Annotated in this window: 19 protein-coding genes; 18 read left to right on the plus strand and 1 reads right to left on the minus strand. The window is 41.0% G+C overall.

The features are described 5' to 3' along the window. Positions 1 to 221 precede the first annotated feature (221 nt). The 13 genes from csfB to rsmI all read left to right on the plus strand — a co-directional run bounded on the left by csfB (position 222) and on the right by rsmI (position 9,490). Entirely contained in the window at positions 222 to 416 is a 195-nt protein-coding gene (gene csfB, locus ACZ07B_RS21660; protein ID WP_003243294.1) for an anti-sigma-G factor, read from the plus strand. Between the two features lie 119 nt (positions 417 to 535). Then, on the plus strand, positions 536 to 1,150 hold the full coding sequence (locus tag ACZ07B_RS21665) for a 5-bromo-4-chloroindolyl phosphate hydrolysis family protein (protein WP_336805673.1): 615 nt from the start codon (positions 536 to 538) through the stop codon (positions 1,148 to 1,150). A gap of 18 nt (positions 1,151 to 1,168) precedes the next feature. Beyond that, a complete protein-coding gene (locus tag ACZ07B_RS21670) occupies positions 1,169 to 2,329 on the plus strand; it encodes a toxic anion resistance protein (RefSeq protein WP_015715091.1) in 1,161 nt (386 codons plus the stop codon). An 81-nt stretch (positions 2,330 to 2,410) separates the two neighbouring features. Next, positions 2,411 to 3,853 carry an aminotransferase class I/II-fold pyridoxal phosphate-dependent enzyme gene (locus tag ACZ07B_RS21675; protein ID WP_042975629.1) on the plus strand — a complete coding sequence of 481 codons (1,443 nt, stop codon included), beginning with the start codon at positions 2,411 to 2,413 and terminating at the stop codon, positions 3,851 to 3,853. Further along, the gene (gene tmk / locus ACZ07B_RS21680; protein WP_464877668.1) at positions 3,850 to 4,488 is read left to right on the plus strand and encodes a dTMP kinase; all 639 of its coding nucleotides are present in this window, start codon (positions 3,850 to 3,852) and stop codon (positions 4,486 to 4,488) included. Before ACZ07B_RS21675 ends, tmk begins: the two co-directional genes overlap by 4 nt. Before the next feature lie 73 nt (positions 4,489 to 4,561). Further along, positions 4,562 to 4,891 carry a cyclic di-AMP receptor DarA gene (gene darA, locus ACZ07B_RS21685; RefSeq protein ID WP_003242755.1) on the plus strand — a complete coding sequence of 110 codons (330 nt, stop codon included), beginning with the start codon at positions 4,562 to 4,564 and terminating at the stop codon, positions 4,889 to 4,891. A gap of 12 nt (positions 4,892 to 4,903) precedes the next feature. Next, on the plus strand, positions 4,904 to 5,344 hold the full coding sequence (locus ACZ07B_RS21690) for a YaaR family protein (RefSeq protein ID WP_009966249.1): 441 nt from the start codon (positions 4,904 to 4,906) through the stop codon (positions 5,342 to 5,344). An 11-nt stretch (positions 5,345 to 5,355) separates the two neighbouring features. Continuing rightward, on the plus strand, positions 5,356 to 6,345 hold the full coding sequence (holB, locus tag ACZ07B_RS21695; RefSeq protein WP_003226770.1) for a DNA polymerase III subunit delta': 990 nt from the start codon (positions 5,356 to 5,358) through the stop codon (positions 6,343 to 6,345). Positions 6,346 to 6,347: 2 nt separating this feature from the next. Next, on the plus strand, positions 6,348 to 7,175 hold the full coding sequence (gene ricT / locus ACZ07B_RS21700) for a competence/sporulation regulator complex protein RicT (protein ID WP_003226767.1): 828 nt from the start codon (positions 6,348 to 6,350) through the stop codon (positions 7,173 to 7,175). A 14-nt stretch (positions 7,176 to 7,189) separates the two neighbouring features. Further along, complete coding sequence (gene yabA, locus ACZ07B_RS21705; RefSeq protein WP_003218308.1) at positions 7,190 to 7,549, plus strand: replication initiation-control protein YabA; 360 nt, start codon at positions 7,190 to 7,192, stop codon at positions 7,547 to 7,549. A gap of 58 nt (positions 7,550 to 7,607) precedes the next feature. After that, positions 7,608 to 8,351 carry a tRNA1(Val) (adenine(37)-N6)-methyltransferase gene (locus tag ACZ07B_RS21710; RefSeq protein ID WP_464877669.1) on the plus strand — a complete coding sequence of 248 codons (744 nt, stop codon included), beginning with the start codon at positions 7,608 to 7,610 and terminating at the stop codon, positions 8,349 to 8,351. Next, on the plus strand, positions 8,338 to 8,637 hold the full coding sequence (locus tag ACZ07B_RS21715) for a GIY-YIG nuclease family protein (RefSeq protein WP_003242983.1): 300 nt from the start codon (positions 8,338 to 8,340) through the stop codon (positions 8,635 to 8,637). The genes ACZ07B_RS21710 and ACZ07B_RS21715 overlap by 14 nt, the downstream gene beginning before the upstream one ends. Beyond that, complete coding sequence (rsmI, locus tag ACZ07B_RS21720; RefSeq protein WP_019712967.1) at positions 8,612 to 9,490, plus strand: 16S rRNA (cytidine(1402)-2'-O)-methyltransferase; 879 nt, start codon at positions 8,612 to 8,614, stop codon at positions 9,488 to 9,490. Before ACZ07B_RS21715 ends, rsmI begins: the two co-directional genes overlap by 26 nt. Before the next feature lie 48 nt (positions 9,491 to 9,538). On the opposite strand, the gene abrB is transcribed toward rsmI, so the two are convergent. Then, complete coding sequence (gene abrB, locus ACZ07B_RS21725) at positions 9,539 to 9,829, minus strand: transition state genes transcriptional regulator AbrB (RefSeq protein WP_003226760.1); 291 nt, start codon at positions 9,827 to 9,829, stop codon at positions 9,539 to 9,541. A gap of 494 nt (positions 9,830 to 10,323) precedes the next feature. Between abrB and metG the strand changes: the two genes are divergently transcribed. From metG to rsmA, 5 genes are all read left to right on the plus strand, one after another. Continuing rightward, positions 10,324 to 12,318, plus strand: coding sequence for a methionine--tRNA ligase (gene metG / locus ACZ07B_RS21730; RefSeq protein WP_464877670.1), 1,995 nt, complete (start codon positions 10,324 to 10,326; stop codon positions 12,316 to 12,318). A 78-nt stretch (positions 12,319 to 12,396) separates the two neighbouring features. Beyond that, on the plus strand, positions 12,397 to 13,164 hold the full coding sequence (locus tag ACZ07B_RS21735) for a TatD family hydrolase (RefSeq protein ID WP_014478595.1): 768 nt from the start codon (positions 12,397 to 12,399) through the stop codon (positions 13,162 to 13,164). Positions 13,165 to 13,319: 155 nt separating this feature from the next. Next, positions 13,320 to 14,633, plus strand: coding sequence for a ubiquitin-like domain-containing protein (locus ACZ07B_RS21740; protein ID WP_464877671.1), 1,314 nt, complete (start codon positions 13,320 to 13,322; stop codon positions 14,631 to 14,633). Between the two features lie 144 nt (positions 14,634 to 14,777). Then, complete coding sequence (gene rnmV, locus ACZ07B_RS21745; protein WP_015253010.1) at positions 14,778 to 15,338, plus strand: ribonuclease M5; 561 nt, start codon at positions 14,778 to 14,780, stop codon at positions 15,336 to 15,338. Then, complete coding sequence (gene rsmA / locus ACZ07B_RS21750) at positions 15,331 to 16,209, plus strand: 16S rRNA (adenine(1518)-N(6)/adenine(1519)-N(6))-dimethyltransferase RsmA (protein WP_041054370.1); 879 nt, start codon at positions 15,331 to 15,333, stop codon at positions 16,207 to 16,209. Before rnmV ends, rsmA begins: the two co-directional genes overlap by 8 nt. The last annotated feature ends 23 nt before the right edge of the window (positions 16,210 to 16,232 follow it).

A 16,232-nucleotide genomic window follows, 5' to 3' on the forward strand; every position in this document is an offset into this window, starting at 1 on the left:
GTAGTCGGGGGTTTCCCCCTGTGAGAGTAGGACGCCGCCAAGCAAGCTTAAACCCAGCTCATTGAGCTGGGTTTTTTGTTTACTCAAGATCGAGAAAATCAAACAAATACAAACACCGAGGGCTTATATAGCCCATATACTGATTTAAAGTTTCAAAAAGATCTAAATAGTGTATACAATATCCGTTTTAAGGGGAGGCTAATTGTACGGAGGTGGAGAAGATGGACGAAACAGTTAAACTTAATCATACATGTGTGATTTGTGATCAAGAGAAGAATAGAGGCATTCATCTTTATACGAAATTCATATGCTTAGATTGTGAGAGAAAAGTAATTTCTACATCAACTTCTGATCCTGACTATGCCTTTTACGTAAAAAAATTAAAGAGCATTCATACACCGCCATTATATTCATAGACCTGAAAAGGTCTTTTTTTGTACTCTTAATAATAAAAAGAAGATGAAACTTGTTTAAGGATTGAACGTAGTAGATAATAATATTAAAACTGAGTATAGACACAGGAGTCGATTATCTCATGCAGAGATTTTTTCACTTTTTGATGTGGAGTTTAACTAGCAGTGCGACTTTTGTTTTCATAGGAATATTGAGCTTTTTCGGTTTAAACCAGTCGCTTTTTTTATCTTTTGTTTATGGGCTTGCTTCTGGAGCAGCCGTATATATAGCTGGCATCTGGAATGCAAGACGGTTATTTCTTAAAAAGCATGAATTGACAGGAAGAGAGTATGCTTACATTAAGAAAAACTTAGAGGAAGCAAGGCAGAAAATGATCCGTCTTAGGAAAGCCTTGTTTCAGGCTAAAAGCATTCAAATGTTTAAGCAAAATGCAGAAATGCTAAGGATTGTGAGAAGGATTTATCTCCTCACCAAAAAAGAGCCAAAACGGTTTTATCAGGCAGAACGATTTTTTTATCAAACTCTCGATTCGGTTGTTGAATTGACAGAGAAGTATGCTTTTCTATCATCTCACCCAAAAAAAAGCAAAGAACTGTCGATGTCGTTAAGTGAGACACGCATCACTCTTACTGAATTGACCAAGCGTTTAGAGGAAGATTTAACTCAAGTAATGGGTGGTGAAATTGACGAGTTGCAGTTTGAATTAGACGCAGCAAAACATTCATTAAAGAAATAAGGGAAGAGGGTAAGAGCGATGAACCGAGACCAAAGCGACCTTCATATAGATGAATTATTGGCAGATCCTTTTGGTGGTAACATAGAGATACCAGGTTCGGAGGCTGTAAAAGCAGAGAAAGAGCAAGTACGGCTTGTTGATGTTCTTCCTGAGGAAAACAAGGAAAAAGCAATTCAGCTTGCCGGACAGATTGATCATAAAAATATGCAAAGCATTGTCTTATACGGTTCACAAGCTCAATCTAAACTGCTGAACTTTTCTCATGATATGATTAATCATGTTCAAAAGAAGGATGTCGGGGAGATTGGCGAAATACTTGGAGAGCTGATGAAAAAGCTGGAGCAAGTAAATCCTGATGATCTCCAATCTAAGAAAAAGGGTTTTTTGGCACGCATGTTTGGAAGAGTATCAAGTTCTCTTCAAGAGGTGCTGTCTAAATACCAAAAGACCAGTGTGCAGATAGACAGAATCAGCTTGAAGCTGGAGCACTCTAAAAATGCTTTAATCAGTGACAACAAGCTGTTAGAGCAGTTATATGAAAAAAATAAAGAATATTTTGCCGCGCTGAATGTTTATATTGCTGCAGGAGAACTGAAGCTGGAGGAATTAAAAACAAAAACGATTCCTGAACTGAAGCAACAGGCTGAATCGAGTGATCATAACCAAATGGCAGTTCAAGAGGTGAATGATTTAATTCAATTTGCTGACCGGTTAGATAAAAGGGTGCATGATTTGCTGCTGAGCAGGCAAATTACAATCCAAAGTGCACCGCAAATCAGACTGATTCAAAATACAAACCAAGCGTTAGCTGAAAAGATTCAGTCATCCATTGTGACAGCGATTCCTCTATGGAAAAATCAAGTTGCCATTGCACTGACGCTTTTAAGGCAGCGCAATGCAGTGGATGCACAACAGAAAGTATCTGATACAACCAATGAGCTTTTGTTGAAAAATGCGGAGCTTTTAAAAACCAATACAATTGAAACTGCACGGGCAAATGAACGGGGCCTGGTTGATATAGATACCTTGAAGAAGGTGCAGGAAAGCTTAATAAGCACGCTTGAAGAAACACTGACTATACAAGAAGAAGGGCGAATCAAACGCCGTCAGGCAGAAGAAGAGCTCATGATGATGGAAGGTGACCTGAAGCAAAAGCTGCTTACAATAAAGGAAAGATAGTTACCAGTAAGTCTGGCTTTAAGTTCTCTCAGAGGCACGATATAATAAGGTGTAAGAAGACACATTCAAAGGATTGTTTTCATGAACACACCTTTATATAAAGCATTAATTCAACATGCGAGAAGAAATTCTCATTCATTTCATGTTCCGGGACATCACAATGGAGATGTCTTTTTTGATGACGCTAAGTCAATATTCGATCCGCTTCTCACCATTGATGTAACTGAACTGGCAGGACTGGATGATCTCCATCATCCTTCTGGGGTGATTAAGGAAGCTCAGGAGCTTGCCAGTCAATTATATGGATCGGCGGAAAGTTTTTTTCTGGTAAATGGTACGACTGTCGGAAACTTAGCGATGATTTTATCTGTTTGTGAACCTGGTGATACAATTCTGGTTCAAAGAAACTGTCATAAATCTGTATTTCATGCTGTTGATTTGGCCGGTGCTGAGCCGGTTTATCTTGCACCTGACGTTGATTCAGCGATGCATGTGCCTACGCATGTCCCGCTTGGAACAATTAAAGAGGCCCTGGCAGCATATCCAGATGCGAAAGGCTTGGTACTGACCAATCCGACATATTACGGACATAGTGCTGATTTGACTGAGATCATTACTGAAGCCCATCATTACGGGATTCCTGTTTTGGTCGATGAAGCGCATGGCGCACATTTTATTTTAGGTGAGCCTTTTCCGGTCTCAGCTTTAAAAATGGGGGCAGATATTGTTGTTCAGTCGGCCCACAAAACGTTGCCTGCCATGACGATGGGTTCTTATTTGCATCTCAACAGCAGCTGCAGGATTAACAGGGATCGGGTTGCAGAGTATTTAAACCGATTACAAAGCAGCAGCCCGTCTTATCCGATTATGGCTTCGTTAGATATTGCCCGCGCTTATGTACAGCATATTATAGAAGAACAAAAGCTTTCTGACATTCTGCAGCGGATACAAACACTTAAACAAACGTTTGATTCACTTACAAATGCAGAAGCTGTTAACCCTGCTAATCCACTGATCATCACGGACCCGCTGAAGCTCACAATTCGTTCAAAACGCGGGCATTCTGGCTATACGCTGCAAAGCATTTTAGAGCGTGCCAACATATTCACTGAGCTTGCTGATGAAAATCAAGTTCTGCTCGTTCTCCCATTGGGAGGAAAACGGAGAATAAACGCTGAAACCATTAGAAGCATTGATGAAGAGATTGAGAAAACGCCTCCGGATCAGACGTTTGTTTCTGCAGAATGGGGTGTGCAGCCTGTTACTGTCTTGCCTTATCCAAAAAAGGTCTTACATTCGTTTAAGAAAGAATATGTGGACTTTGAGGAAGCAGCTGGCCGGCTGAATGCAGAAGATATCATCCCTTATCCTCCGGGTATCCCGATGATTATGGCGGGAGAAAGAATAACAAAAGAAAGTGTGCAAAAGCTCAGCCGCTTGATCAGCATGAAAACGCATGTTCAAGGGAATATGAAAATCAAAGAGAAACAACTACTTGTTTATATAGAAGAGGAGAAATCATGAGCGGTTTATTTATTACATTCGAAGGTCCTGAAGGTGCAGGGAAAACGACTGTTCTGCAGGAGATCAAAAACATACTGACAGCAGAAGGCCTTCAGGTTATGGCAACTCGAGAGCCAGGCGGAATAGATATTGCAGAACAAATTCGAGAGGTTATTCTGAATGAGAACAATACATTAATGGACCCAAAAACAGAAGCTCTCTTATATGCGGCTGCAAGACGCCAGCATTTAGTTGAAAAAGTAAAACCTGCTTTAGAACAGGGGTTTATCGTTCTTTGCGACAGATTCATAGACAGTTCTCTTGCGTATCAAGGATATGCAAGAGGGCTTGGAATTGATGAGGTTCTGTCCATTAATGAATTTGCCATTGGAGATATGATGCCCCATGTAACGGTTTATTTTTCAATTGATCCGGAAGAAGGACTGAAGCGTATTTACGCAAACGGCTTACGGGAGAAAAACAGGCTCGATTTAGAGAAACTGGACTTCCATACAAAAGTACAAGAAGGTTATCAAGAGCTGATGAAGCGATTTCCGGAAAGATTTCATTCAGTTGATGCCGGGCAATCCAAAGGCCTCGTCGTTCAGGATGTTCTAAAGGTAATCGATGAAGCGTTGAAAAAAATTCAATTGTGACCTGTTTCCCAATAGTTGATATAATAATGTAAACGAGATCACGTTGTTTCCAATCTAAAGGAGGCCTTCACAGATGAAATTGATAGTGGCAGTTGTACAAGATCAGGACAGCAACAGACTTTTGAAAACCTTAACGGATCACAACTTCAGAGTCACAAAGCTTGCGACGACAGGAGGATTTCTTAAATCAGGCAATACAACGTTTATGATCGGTGTCGAGGATATACGCGTCAATAAAGCGTTGAGTCTCATTAAAGAAAACGGGCAGAAACGTGATCAGATGATTGCCCCTGTATCTCCAATGGGCGGAAATGCTGATTCCTATGTCCCTTATCCAGTCGAAGTTGAAGTTGGCGGAGCGACAGTATTTGTCCTTCCAGTCGATGAATTTCATCAATTTTAAGGATCTGAAACTGTGAAAATTAATAAAGATATACGTACATTTATAGATAATAAGCAGATTCCCTCTGTGAAAACATCTGAGATCACAGCATCGTTTAAAACATCAATGGAAAACCAAAGCAGCAAAATGAAGCTTGATCAGCTTACCAGGCTGTTATCTGATATAGAAGCATTCGGAAAAAGGCTAACGAAATCTCGGAATTTTAAAGACTTAGCGAGATTTAAAGGACTTGTGAAACGTTTTGTTAAAGAAGCTGTGGACAGCGGCCTTTCACATGAAACATCGAAAAGCTTTGACCTTTACGGGAACAGCAGAACGCTGGGACTTGTGAAAGAAATAGATGACAAATTGATACAGCTTACGGAAGAGATGATGGATCAGGAAAAACCGGCAATAGATTTGCTGGAGCGTATTGGCGAAATAAAAGGTTTATTAATTAACCTTTACACATAGAGAGTGATACAATGGCAATATCCTGGAAGGAAATGAACGAGCTTCAGCCCAGAGTGATGAAGCTTTTATATAATAGTATTGAGAAGGACCGACTATCACACGCTTATTTGTTTGAGGGGAAAAAAGGAACAGGCAAGCTTGATGCCGCGCTGCTTCTTGCAAAAAGCTTCTTTTGTCTGGAGGATGGCGCGGAGCCTTGTGAGAGCTGCCGAAACTGTAAACGGATAGAGTCAGGGAACCATCCTGATCTCCATCTTGTTCAGCCTGATGGCTTATCAATCAAAAAGGCGCAAATTCAAGCGCTCCAAGAAGAGTTTTCTAAGACAGGACTTGAATCGCATAAAAAGCTGTATATTATTTCGCACGCAGATCAAATGACAGCAAATGCGGCGAACAGCCTGCTGAAATTTTTAGAAGAACCGAACAAAGACACAATGGCCGTCCTCATCACTGAGCAGCCCCAAAGGTTATTGGATACCATCATTTCAAGATGCCAAACCCTTCCTTTTCAGCCTTTGCAGCCGAAAGCAATTGAAGACAGACTGATCGAACAGGACGTCTCGCCTCATATGGCAAGGCTTCTGGCCAACATGACTAATAATGTAGCAGAAGCAGTCGAATTAAGTCGAAATGATGAGTTTGCAGAGTCTAGAGCGAAAGTGATAAAATTGTATGAAGTCCTACACCAGCGGAAAGGACATGCTTTTTTCTTTATTCAAGATCAATGGATGCCCTTTTTCAAAGAAAAAACCCATCAAGAAATGGGTCTTGATATGCTCTTATTGATATATCGTGATGTGTTGTCCATCCAAATAGGAAATGAAGATAAATTGATTTATCAAGACTTATTCCAATCAATAAAACAGCATGCGCTACAATCAACACAACAAAGCGTTACGAATCAGATACTTGCTGTTTTAGAAGCAAAGAAACGGCTTCATTCCAATGTGAATGTACAAGGATTAATGGAGCACTTGGTGTTAATGTTGCAGGAGGGATAAGCTTGTACAATGTAATTGGTGTCCGCTTTAAGAAAGCGGGTAAAATATATTATTTTGATCCGAATGGATTTCATATAGAACATGACAGCTGCGTAATTGTAGAAACTGTCAGAGGCGTTGAGTACGGCCAGGTCGTAATTGCAAATAAACAGGTGGATGAGCATGATGTTGTGCTTCCCCTTCGAAAAGTGATACGTGTGGCTGACGAGCGCGATCTTCTCATTGTAGAAGAAAATAAACAGGAAGCACTATCAGCATTTGATATCTGCCAAAAGAAAGTGATTGAGCATGGCTTGGATATGAAGCTGGTCGATGTTGAATTCACGTTTGATCGCAATAAAGTCATTTTTTACTTCACTGCTGACGGCCGAGTCGACTTTAGAGAGCTTGTAAAGGATTTGGCTTCTATCTTTAAGACAAGAATTGAGCTGCGCCAAATCGGAGTAAGGGATGAGGCAAAAATGCTCGGAGGAATCGGTCCTTGCGGAAGAATGCTTTGCTGTTCAACGTTCCTTGGAGATTTTGAACCCGTTTCCATTAAAATGGCCAAGGATCAGAACTTGTCTTTAAATCCTACGAAGATTTCAGGCCTTTGCGGACGATTGATGTGCTGTCTAAAATATGAGAACGATGAGTATGAGACGGCAAAAGAACAGCTTCCGGATATAGGAGAAATGATTACGACAGCAAACGGTCCCGCGAAGGTCGTCGGACTAAATATTCTGGAACGGGTGCTTCAGGTGGAACTGATAAACCGTGAAAAAGTGATAGAATATACTTGGGAAGAGCTCTTGGAAGAGGGCGTCGTATCCGCACAAACCACAGATTAACGAGGTGTGGAACCTTGGATAAAAAAGAGTTATTTGATACAGTCATTAACTTAGAAGAACAAATTGGCTCACTGTACCGGCAGCTGGGGGATTTGAAGCAGCATATCGGTGAGATGATTGAGGAAAATCATCATTTACAGCTTGAAAACAAGCATTTGCGCAAACGGCTGGACGATACGACGCAGCAGATTGAAAAGTTCAAAGCTGATAAAAAAGAATCAAAAACACAGAAGACAGAGCAAACTGATATAGGGGAAGGATATGATAATCTGGCACGTCTGTATCAAGAAGGATTTCATATCTGCAATGTCCACTATGGAAGTGTTCGAAAAGAGGATTGTCTTTTCTGTCTGTCATTCTTAAATAAAAAATAGGGAAAAGGCTTCCGCATAAGACGGGAGCCTTTTTCAAAGGTACTGAAAGGATAAGAAGATGGTTTCATTACATGATGATGAAAGATTAGATTATTTGCTGGCAGAGGACATGAAAATCATACAAAGCCCAACAGTGTTTGCTTTTTCGTTGGACGCTGTGCTTCTGTCTAAATTTGCGTACGTTCCGATTCAAAAAGGGAAAATTGTTGATTTATGCACCGGCAATGGTATTGTGCCGCTGCTGCTCAGTACAAGATCAAAAGCAGACATTCTGGGAGTCGAAATTCAAGAACGGCTGCATGATATGGCTGTTCGCAGCGTGGAGTATAATAAGCTGGACGATCAGATCCAGATCATACATGATGACCTGAAAAACATGCCGGAGAAACTTGGACATAATCGATATGATGTTGTCACCTGCAATCCGCCGTATTTTAAAACGCCGAAACAAACTGAACAAAACATGAACGAGCATCTCCGAATCGCAAGACATGAAATCCACTGTACACTGGAGGATGTCATTTCAGTCAGCAGCAAGCTGCTCAAGCAAGGGGGAAAAGCAGCTCTTGTTCACCGGCCGGGAAGGCTTCTGGAGATTTTTGAACTGATGAAGGTTTATCAAATCGAGCCGAAACGTGTACAATTTGTCTATCCGAAGCAAGGGAAAGAAGCCAATACCATTCTGGTTGAAGGTATCAAAGGCGGGCGCCCAGATTTGAAAATTCTTCCTCCCTTATTCGTTTATGATGAACAAAATGAATATACAAAAGAAATCAGGACCATTTTATATGGAGACAAATAACCATTTCTTCTACGTCGTGAAATGTAAGGACAATAGCTGGTATGCCGGATATACCAACGATCTGCATAAACGAGTGAAAACGCACAATGATGGAAAGGGCGCAAAGTACACAAAAGTAAGACGTCCGGTTGAATTAATTTTTGCCGAGAGCTTTTCAACAAAGCGGGAAGCTATGCAGGCGGAATATTATTTCAAAAAACTAACTCGGAAGAAAAAAGAGCTTTATATAGAAGAAAAGCGAAACAGCAAGGAGGCTGTATATGTTAAGGCGCCAAATGAGCTTTAATGGAAAGTCGGACATGGGGATTCTTTACTTGGTCCCAACCCCAATCGGAAATCTAGAGGATATGACATTCCGGGCGATCGACACGCTGAAATCAGTGGATGCGATTGCTGCGGAAGATACGAGGCAAACGAAAAAGCTTTGTCATGTATATGAAATTGAAACACCGCTCGTCAGCTATCACGAACACAATAAAGAAAGCAGTGGGCACAAAATTATTGAATGGCTGAAGTCGGGAAAAAACATTGCTCTTGTCAGTGATGCCGGTCTGCCGACGATTTCTGATCCCGGAGCGGAAATTGTAAAGGATTTTACGGATATAGGCGGTTATGTTGTTCCGTTGCCGGGAGCAAATGCTGCATTAACAGCTCTTATTGCTTCAGGTATTGTACCGCAGCCTTTTTTCTTTTACGGTTTTCTCAACAGACAGAAAAAAGAAAAGAAGAAGGAACTTGAAGCCCTTAAAAAACGGCGGGAAACGATCATTTTTTATGAAGCGCCCCACAGATTGAAGGAAACCTTGTCAGCGATGGCAGAGATATTAGGAGATCGGGAAATTGCTGTAACACGTGAACTCACTAAGAAATATGAAGAGTTTATCCGAGGAACCATATCTGAGGTCATTGGATGGGCAAACGAGGATCAGATACGCGGCGAGTTTTGTCTTGTCGTAGAAGGAAGTAATAATGAAGAGGTAGATGAGGAAGAACAATGGTGGGAAACCCTCACTGCGAAAGAACATGTCGAGCATTACATTTCGAAAGGCGCTACGTCTAAAGAAGCTATTAAAAAAGCAGCAGTCGATCGCAATGTACCAAAGCGTGAAGTGTACGATGCTTACCATATTAAGCAATAAAAAAACGTTCTTGTGTCATAACAAGAACGTTTTTTGTACAAGAAATGATTATTTAAGGTTTTGAAGCTGGTTTTGGATTTCGCTGATGATTTGCTCAGCGCCTTCTTTACTAAGAACCAATTTACCGCCTGCAAGTTTAAGGTTATCATCAGAAACTTCACCAGTTACTTGGCAAGTCATATTTGGTTTATATTTTTTAAGGATGATTTTTTCATCATCAACATAGATTTCAAGAGCATCTTTTTCTGCGATTCCAAGAGTACGACGCAGTTCGATAGGAATAACTACACGTCCTAATTCATCAACTTTACGTACAATACCAGTAGATTTCATAAACATTCTCCTCCCAAGAGATACTTATTTGTTTAAATTATATTTTTCTTCGTCATTATTCGACAAAATCCTTACCTTCATAGCATAACAAGGTTTCCAATAATCGTCAATCATTTTGTTTACTATTGATTGTAAGAATTAGTTCTTATAGTCAGTAATGTCTTAGAAACTACCGAAATAACAGCATTTTATAAATATTTAATAAAGCTATTATCCTACTAAAAATCCTTTTAAATCAAGACTTTCGAACCAAAGTTTTTTATTTCATTTGATTATATACGACAAAATTCGACACGAACAGACTTTTTTTATTTTCATTAAAGATTTTTAATTTTAATTATTCTTTTTCAGGGTGTATGTATATATTCTTGATCTTAAAGGCTAAGATGGTATCATAGATAAAGGATAAATATAAATAATATTCATATATGATTTGCACTTATCGCCGCTCTCGTCCTTTGGGCGGGAGCTTTTTGACATTCTGATTAGGAGGTTTCAAGATGCCGCAAGAAAACAATACATTTTACATTACAACACCGATTTATTATCCGAGCGGAAAATTACATATCGGCCATGCATATACGACAGTCGCGGGAGATGCAATGGCACGTTACAAAAGATTAAAAGGGTTCGATGTTCGCTATTTAACGGGAACGGACGAGCATGGACAAAAGATCCAGCAAAAAGCTGAACAGGAAAACATTACACCTCAGGAGTATGTGGATCGCGCAGCGGCAGATATTCAAAAACTGTGGAAGCAGCTTGAAATCTCAAACGACGACTTTATCCGCACGACAGAAAAACGGCATAAAGTTGTCATTGAAAAGGTGTTTCAAAAGCTTCTTGATAACGGGGACATCTATCTTGATGAGTATGAAGGCTGGTACAGCATCCCTGATGAAACGTTCTACACGGAAACTCAGCTCGTTGATATTGAGCGGAATGAAAAGGGAGAGGTCATCGGCGGAAAAAGCCCTGACAGCGGTCACCCAGTTGAATTGATCAAAGAGGAATCTTATTTCTTCCGCATGGGGAAATACGCGGATCGTCTTCTGAAATACTATGAAGAAAACCCGACATTCATTCAGCCAGAATCACGCAAAAACGAAATGATTAATAACTTTATCAAACCTGGACTTGAGGATTTGGCAGTATCACGTACCACTTTTGATTGGGGCGTGAAGGTGCCGGAAAATCCAAAGCATGTTGTATATGTTTGGATTGACGCACTATTTAACTATTTAACGGCACTTGGTTATGATACAGAAAATGATGAGCTTTATCAAAAATATTGGCCTGCCGATGTTCATTTAGTCGGTAAGGAGATTGTACGGTTCCATACCATTTACTGGCCAATTATGCTGATGGCTCTGGATCTTCCGCTGCCGAAACAGGTATTCGCGCATGGCTGGCTTTTGATGAAAGACGGAAAAATGTCGAAATCAAAAGGAAACGTTGTAGATCCGGTTACATTAATTGAACGCTATGGTTTAGACGAGCTTCGCTATTACCTGCTTCGTGAAGTGCCGTTCGGATCTGACGGTGTTTTCACGCCGGAAGGATTTGTTGAGCGAATCAACTATGATTTAGCGAATGATTTAGGAAATCTATTGAATCGTACTGTTGCGATGATCAATAAGTATTTTGACGGACAAATTGGTTCTTACAAAGGTGCTGTTACGGAATTTGACCAAACGCTCACTTCGGTTGCTGAAGAAACAGTGAAAGCTTATGAGAAAGCAATGGAAAATATGGAGTTCTCGGTAGCACTTTCGACTTTATGGCAGCTCATCAGCCGCACAAACAAATACATTGATGAGACAGCTCCATGGGTGCTTGCGAAAGATCCGGCAAAAGAAGAAGAATTGCGATCAGTTATGTATCATCTCGCTGAATCATTGCGTATTTCAGCGGTACTGCTTCAGCCATTCTTAACAAAAACACCGGAAAAAATGTTCGAGCAGCTGGGCATTACCGATGAATCTCTAAAAGCTTGGGACAGCATTACAGCTTTCGGCCAGCTGAAAGATACAAAAGTACAAAAAGGCGAGCCATTGTTCCCTCGTTTAGAGGCAGAAGAAGAAATTGCTTACATCAAAGGGAAAATGCAAGGTTCGGCACCAGCGAAAGAAGAAACAAAAGAAGAAGAGCCGCAAGAGGTCGATCGTTTACCTGAAATTACGATTGATCAATTCATGGATGTAGAGCTTCGCGTAGCTGAGGTCATTGAGGCAGAGCCAGTGAAAAAAGCAGACCGTTTATTGAAGCTGCAGCTTGATCTTGGTTTTGAAAAGCGCCAAGTGGTATCCGGCATTGCGAAGCATTATAAGCCTGAAGAGCTTGTTGGAAAAAAACTCGTTTGTGTAACAAATCTAAAACCGGTTAAACTCAGAGGAGAGCTTTCTCAAGGTATGATCCTTGCAGGAGAAGCAGACGGCGTTTTAAAGGTCGTATCTATCTATCAGTCGTTACCAAAAGGCACAAGAATTAAATAATGATAAACAAAAGGTGTTTCACGTGTAACAATTCGTCGAACACCTTTTGTGTTTCGACAAGAAAGGAGTTTTTCACTTATGTTGTTTGACACTCACGCGCATTTAAATGCAGAACAATATGATACTGATCTGGATGAGGTTATTGAACGGGCAAAAGCTGAAAAAGTTGAACGAATTGTCGTAGTTGGTTTTGACCGTCCGACGATTACCCGTGCGATGGAAATGATTGAGGAATATGATTTTATTTATGCAGCCATTGGCTGGCACCCTGTTGACGCTATTGACATGACAGAGGAAGACTTAGCGTGGATTAAAGAGCTTTCTGCTCATGAGAAAGTGGTAGCGATAGGGGAAATGGGACTGGATTATCATTGGGATAAATCACCTAAAGATATTCAAAAAGAGGTGTTTAGAAAACAAATCGCCTTAGCGAAAGAGGTCAATTTGCCTATTATCATTCATAACCGTGATGCAACGGAGGATGTCGTGACCATTTTGAAAGAGGAAGGCGCAGAAGCTGTGGGCGGAATCATGCACTGCTTTACAGGAAGTGCGGAAGTGGCAAGAGAATGCATGAAAATGAATTTTTATTTATCATTTGGAGGACCGGTGACATTTAAAAATGCGAAGAAACCGAAGGAAGTAGTGAAGGAAATTCCCAATGACCGGTTGCTGATTGAAACTGACTGCCCGTTTCTCACACCGCACCCTTTCCGCGGGAAAAGAAATGAGCCAAGCTATGTGAAATATGTGGCAGAACAAATCGCCGAATTAAAAGAAATGACCTTTGAAGAGATTGCGTCAATCACGACTGAAAATGCGAAAAGACTTTTCCGTATAAACTGACAAAAAACGCTAGCGGGTTTTGTAAGAGCTTGTCCCTTACAGCGTTTTTCTATAAAAGTTCTACATGCTTTCTTCTCCTCATAGGATAGGTTTGTCGACAAGTCTTTCTTCCGTTTCTCAGTGTATTTCAGGATAATGAAGAAGACACTGAGCTTTTGGGAGAAAGAGAAGGGAGGGTTGACAGCCTTTTAGATACTCTATATAATCTCTCCGAGGAGAAGGAGGCGTTTTTCATCACACAAAAAATGAAAAAGCTGTTTTCCGTAAAGCTTAGCAAAAGCAAAGTCATTCTGGTTGCTGCTTGTTTGCTTTTGGCAGGAAGCGGGACTGCGTACGCGGCTCATGAGCTGACGAAACAATCAGTCTCAGTTTCTATCAATGGCAAAAAGAAACATATACGCACACATGCAAATACAGTCGGTGAACTTTTGGAGACGCTTGATATAAAGACAAGAGACGAAGACAAGATCACACCTGCTAAACAGACAAAGATAACAGCAGACATGGACGTTGTGTATGAGGCTGCAAAACCTGTGAAGCTTACAATAAACGGGGAAGAAAAGACATTATGGTCAACAGCAAAAACGGTCGGTGCATTACTGGACGAACAAGATGTTGATGTGAAAGAACAAGATCAAATTGATCCCGCAATAGATACAGATATTTCGAAAGACATGAAGATTAACATAGAGCCCGCATTTCAGGTTACTGTGAATGATGCAGGGAAACAAAAGAAGATCTGGACGACTTCGACTACGGTCGCTGACTTTTTAAAACAGCAAAAAATGAACATAAAAGACGAAGATAAAATCAAGCCTGCGTTAGATGCAAAGCTGACGAAAGGAAAGGCTGATATTACAATTACTCGTATCGAAAAGGTCACCGATGTAGTTGAAGAGAAGATTGCGTTCGATGTGAAAAAGCAAGAAGACGCTTCTCTTGAAAAAGGGAAAGAAAAGGTCGTCCAAAAAGGAAAAGAAGGCAAGCTAAAAAAACATTTCGAAGTCGTTAAAGAAAACGGTAAAGAAGTGTCCAGAGAGCTTGTAAAAGAAGAAACAGCTGAACAAAGCAAAGATAAAGTGATTGCTGTCGGCACAAAGCAAAGCAGTCCAAAAGTTGAAACGGTCAGTGCTTCAGGTGATTCAAAAACAGTTGTGTCCCGCAGCAATGAATCAACAGGCAAAGTCATGACTGTATCATCTACGGCTTATACGGCAAGCTGCAGCGGTTGTTCAGGACATACAGCGACAGGCGTCAATTTAAAAAATAATCCGAATGCCAAAGTCATCGCTGTGGATCCAAATGTCATTCCGCTAGGCTCCAAAGTCCACGTGGAAGGCTATGGATATGCCATTGCTGCAGATACCGGTTCAGCGATTAAAGGGAACAAGATAGACGTCTTTTTCCCAGAGAAATCATCGGCGTACCGATGGGGAAATAAAACAGTCAAAATTAAAATCTTAAATTAGTATATACTTATGTATTCAGAGGGTTTTGCGCCCTCTGTTTTTTTCGTTATAATAGACAAAGTGCATTTTCTGCTTATTAGACGCTCGACATAAGAAAAAGTTTCATGAATATACAAAAGTTTTTATTTTGTCTTGGAGGAAATAATGAAAATTAAAGAGATCATTGTGGTCGAGGGGCGTGACGATACGGCCCGCATCAAATTGGCTGTTGATGCAGACACAATTGAAACAAATGGTTCAGCCATCGATGATCATGTGATTGACCAAATCCGTTTGGCCCAGAAGACCAGAGGCGTCATTATTTTAACGGATCCGGACTTTCCGGGAGAGAAGATTCGCAAAACCATCTCAGAGGCTGTACCCGGCTGTAAGCATGCATTTTTGCCAAAACATCTTGCCAAACCTAAAAACAAGCGGGGAATTGGTGTGGAGCATGCATCGGTTGAAAGCATTAGGGCATGTTTAGAAAATGTGCATGAGGAGATGGAAGCGCAGCCGAGTGACATTTCAGCTGAGGATTTGATTCATGCCGGACTAATAGGCGGACCTGCGGCCAAACGCCGCCGGGAACGACTGGGTGATCTGTTGAAAATCGGCTATACAAATGGCAAACAGCTTCAAAAACGGCTGCAAATGTTTCAAATTAAAAAAAGTGATTTTATGAGTGCGCTCGATACCGTTATGCGGGAGGAACAGAATGAATAAAGATATTGCGACACCGATTAGAACGAAAGAGATACTGAAGAAATACGGTTTTTCTTTTAAAAAGAGCTTAGGACAGAATTTCTTAATTGATACGAACATTTTAAACAGAATTGTCGATCACGCGGAAGTGACGGAGAAAACAGGTGTCATTGAAATCGGCCCGGGAATCGGGGCTTTAACCGAACAGCTTGCCAAGCGGGCGAAAAAGGTCGTGGCATTTGAGATTGACCAGCGATTATTGCCGATTCTGAAGGATACACTGTCACCTTACGACAATGTCACTGTCATTCATCAGGACGTGTTAAAGGCTGATGTCAAATCGGTCATTGAAGAACAATTTCAAGATTGTGATGAGATTATGGTAGTTGCCAACCTTCCTTATTACGTAACAACACCGATTATCATGAAACTGCTTGAAGAACATCTTCCGCTGAAAGGAATTGTGGTCATGTTGCAAAAAGAAGTGGCTGAGCGCATGGCGGCTGATCCTTCATCTAAGGAGTACGGCTCGCTTTCAATCGCGGTGCAGTTTTATACAGAAGCCAAAACGGTGATGATCGTTCCGAAAACCGTATTTGTTCCTCAGCCTAATGTCGATTCCGCAGTCATCCGTCTGGTTCTCCGAGACGGCCCGGCAGTGGACGTGGAAAACGAATCCTTTTTCTTTCAGCTCATCAAGGCAAGCTTTGCACAGCGCCGTAAAACGCTGCTCAATAACTTAGTTAACAATCTGCCTGAAGGAAAAGCACAAAAATCAACGATTGAGCAAGTGCTCAAAGAAACAAATATTGACGGTAAGCGCCGAGGTGAATCCCTGTCTATTGAGGAGTTCGCAGCGCTGTCTAACGGATTGTATAAAGCCCTTTTCTAAAAGGGCTTTTTGTTTTGCGCACC

The organism is Bacillus sp. 9.4, from assembly GCF_055486415.1.

Excerpts from the sequence above, each read along its gene's own strand:
- holB (WP_003226770.1), top strand. The coding sequence starts at position 5,356 with ATGGCAATATCCTGGAAGGAAATGAACGAGCTTCAGCCCAGAGTGATG.
- ACZ07B_RS21670 (WP_015715091.1), top strand. The coding sequence starts at position 1,169 with ATGAACCGAGACCAAAGCGACCTTCATATAGATGAATTATTGGCAGAT.
- ACZ07B_RS21675 (WP_042975629.1), top strand. The coding sequence starts at position 2,411 with ATGAACACACCTTTATATAAAGCATTAATTCAACATGCGAGAAGAAAT.
- tmk (WP_464877668.1), top strand. The coding sequence starts at position 3,850 with ATGAGCGGTTTATTTATTACATTCGAAGGTCCTGAAGGTGCAGGGAAA.
- metG (WP_464877670.1), top strand. The coding sequence starts at position 10,324 with ATGCCGCAAGAAAACAATACATTTTACATTACAACACCGATTTATTAT.
- rsmA (WP_041054370.1), top strand. The coding sequence starts at position 15,331 with ATGAATAAAGATATTGCGACACCGATTAGAACGAAAGAGATACTGAAG.
- ACZ07B_RS21735 (WP_014478595.1), top strand. The coding sequence starts at position 12,397 with ATGTTGTTTGACACTCACGCGCATTTAAATGCAGAACAATATGATACT.
- ACZ07B_RS21710 (WP_464877669.1), top strand. The coding sequence starts at position 7,608 with ATGGTTTCATTACATGATGATGAAAGATTAGATTATTTGCTGGCAGAG.
- rsmI (WP_019712967.1), top strand. The coding sequence starts at position 8,612 with ATGTTAAGGCGCCAAATGAGCTTTAATGGAAAGTCGGACATGGGGATT.
- ACZ07B_RS21665 (WP_336805673.1), top strand. The coding sequence starts at position 536 with ATGCAGAGATTTTTTCACTTTTTGATGTGGAGTTTAACTAGCAGTGCG.
- rnmV (WP_015253010.1), top strand. The coding sequence starts at position 14,778 with ATGAAAATTAAAGAGATCATTGTGGTCGAGGGGCGTGACGATACGGCC.
- abrB (WP_003226760.1), bottom strand. The coding sequence starts at position 9,829 with ATGTTTATGAAATCTACTGGTATTGTACGTAAAGTTGATGAATTAGGA.
- darA (WP_003242755.1), top strand. The coding sequence starts at position 4,562 with ATGAAATTGATAGTGGCAGTTGTACAAGATCAGGACAGCAACAGACTT.
- ACZ07B_RS21715 (WP_003242983.1), top strand. The coding sequence starts at position 8,338 with ATGGAGACAAATAACCATTTCTTCTACGTCGTGAAATGTAAGGACAAT.
- csfB (WP_003243294.1), top strand. The coding sequence starts at position 222 with ATGGACGAAACAGTTAAACTTAATCATACATGTGTGATTTGTGATCAA.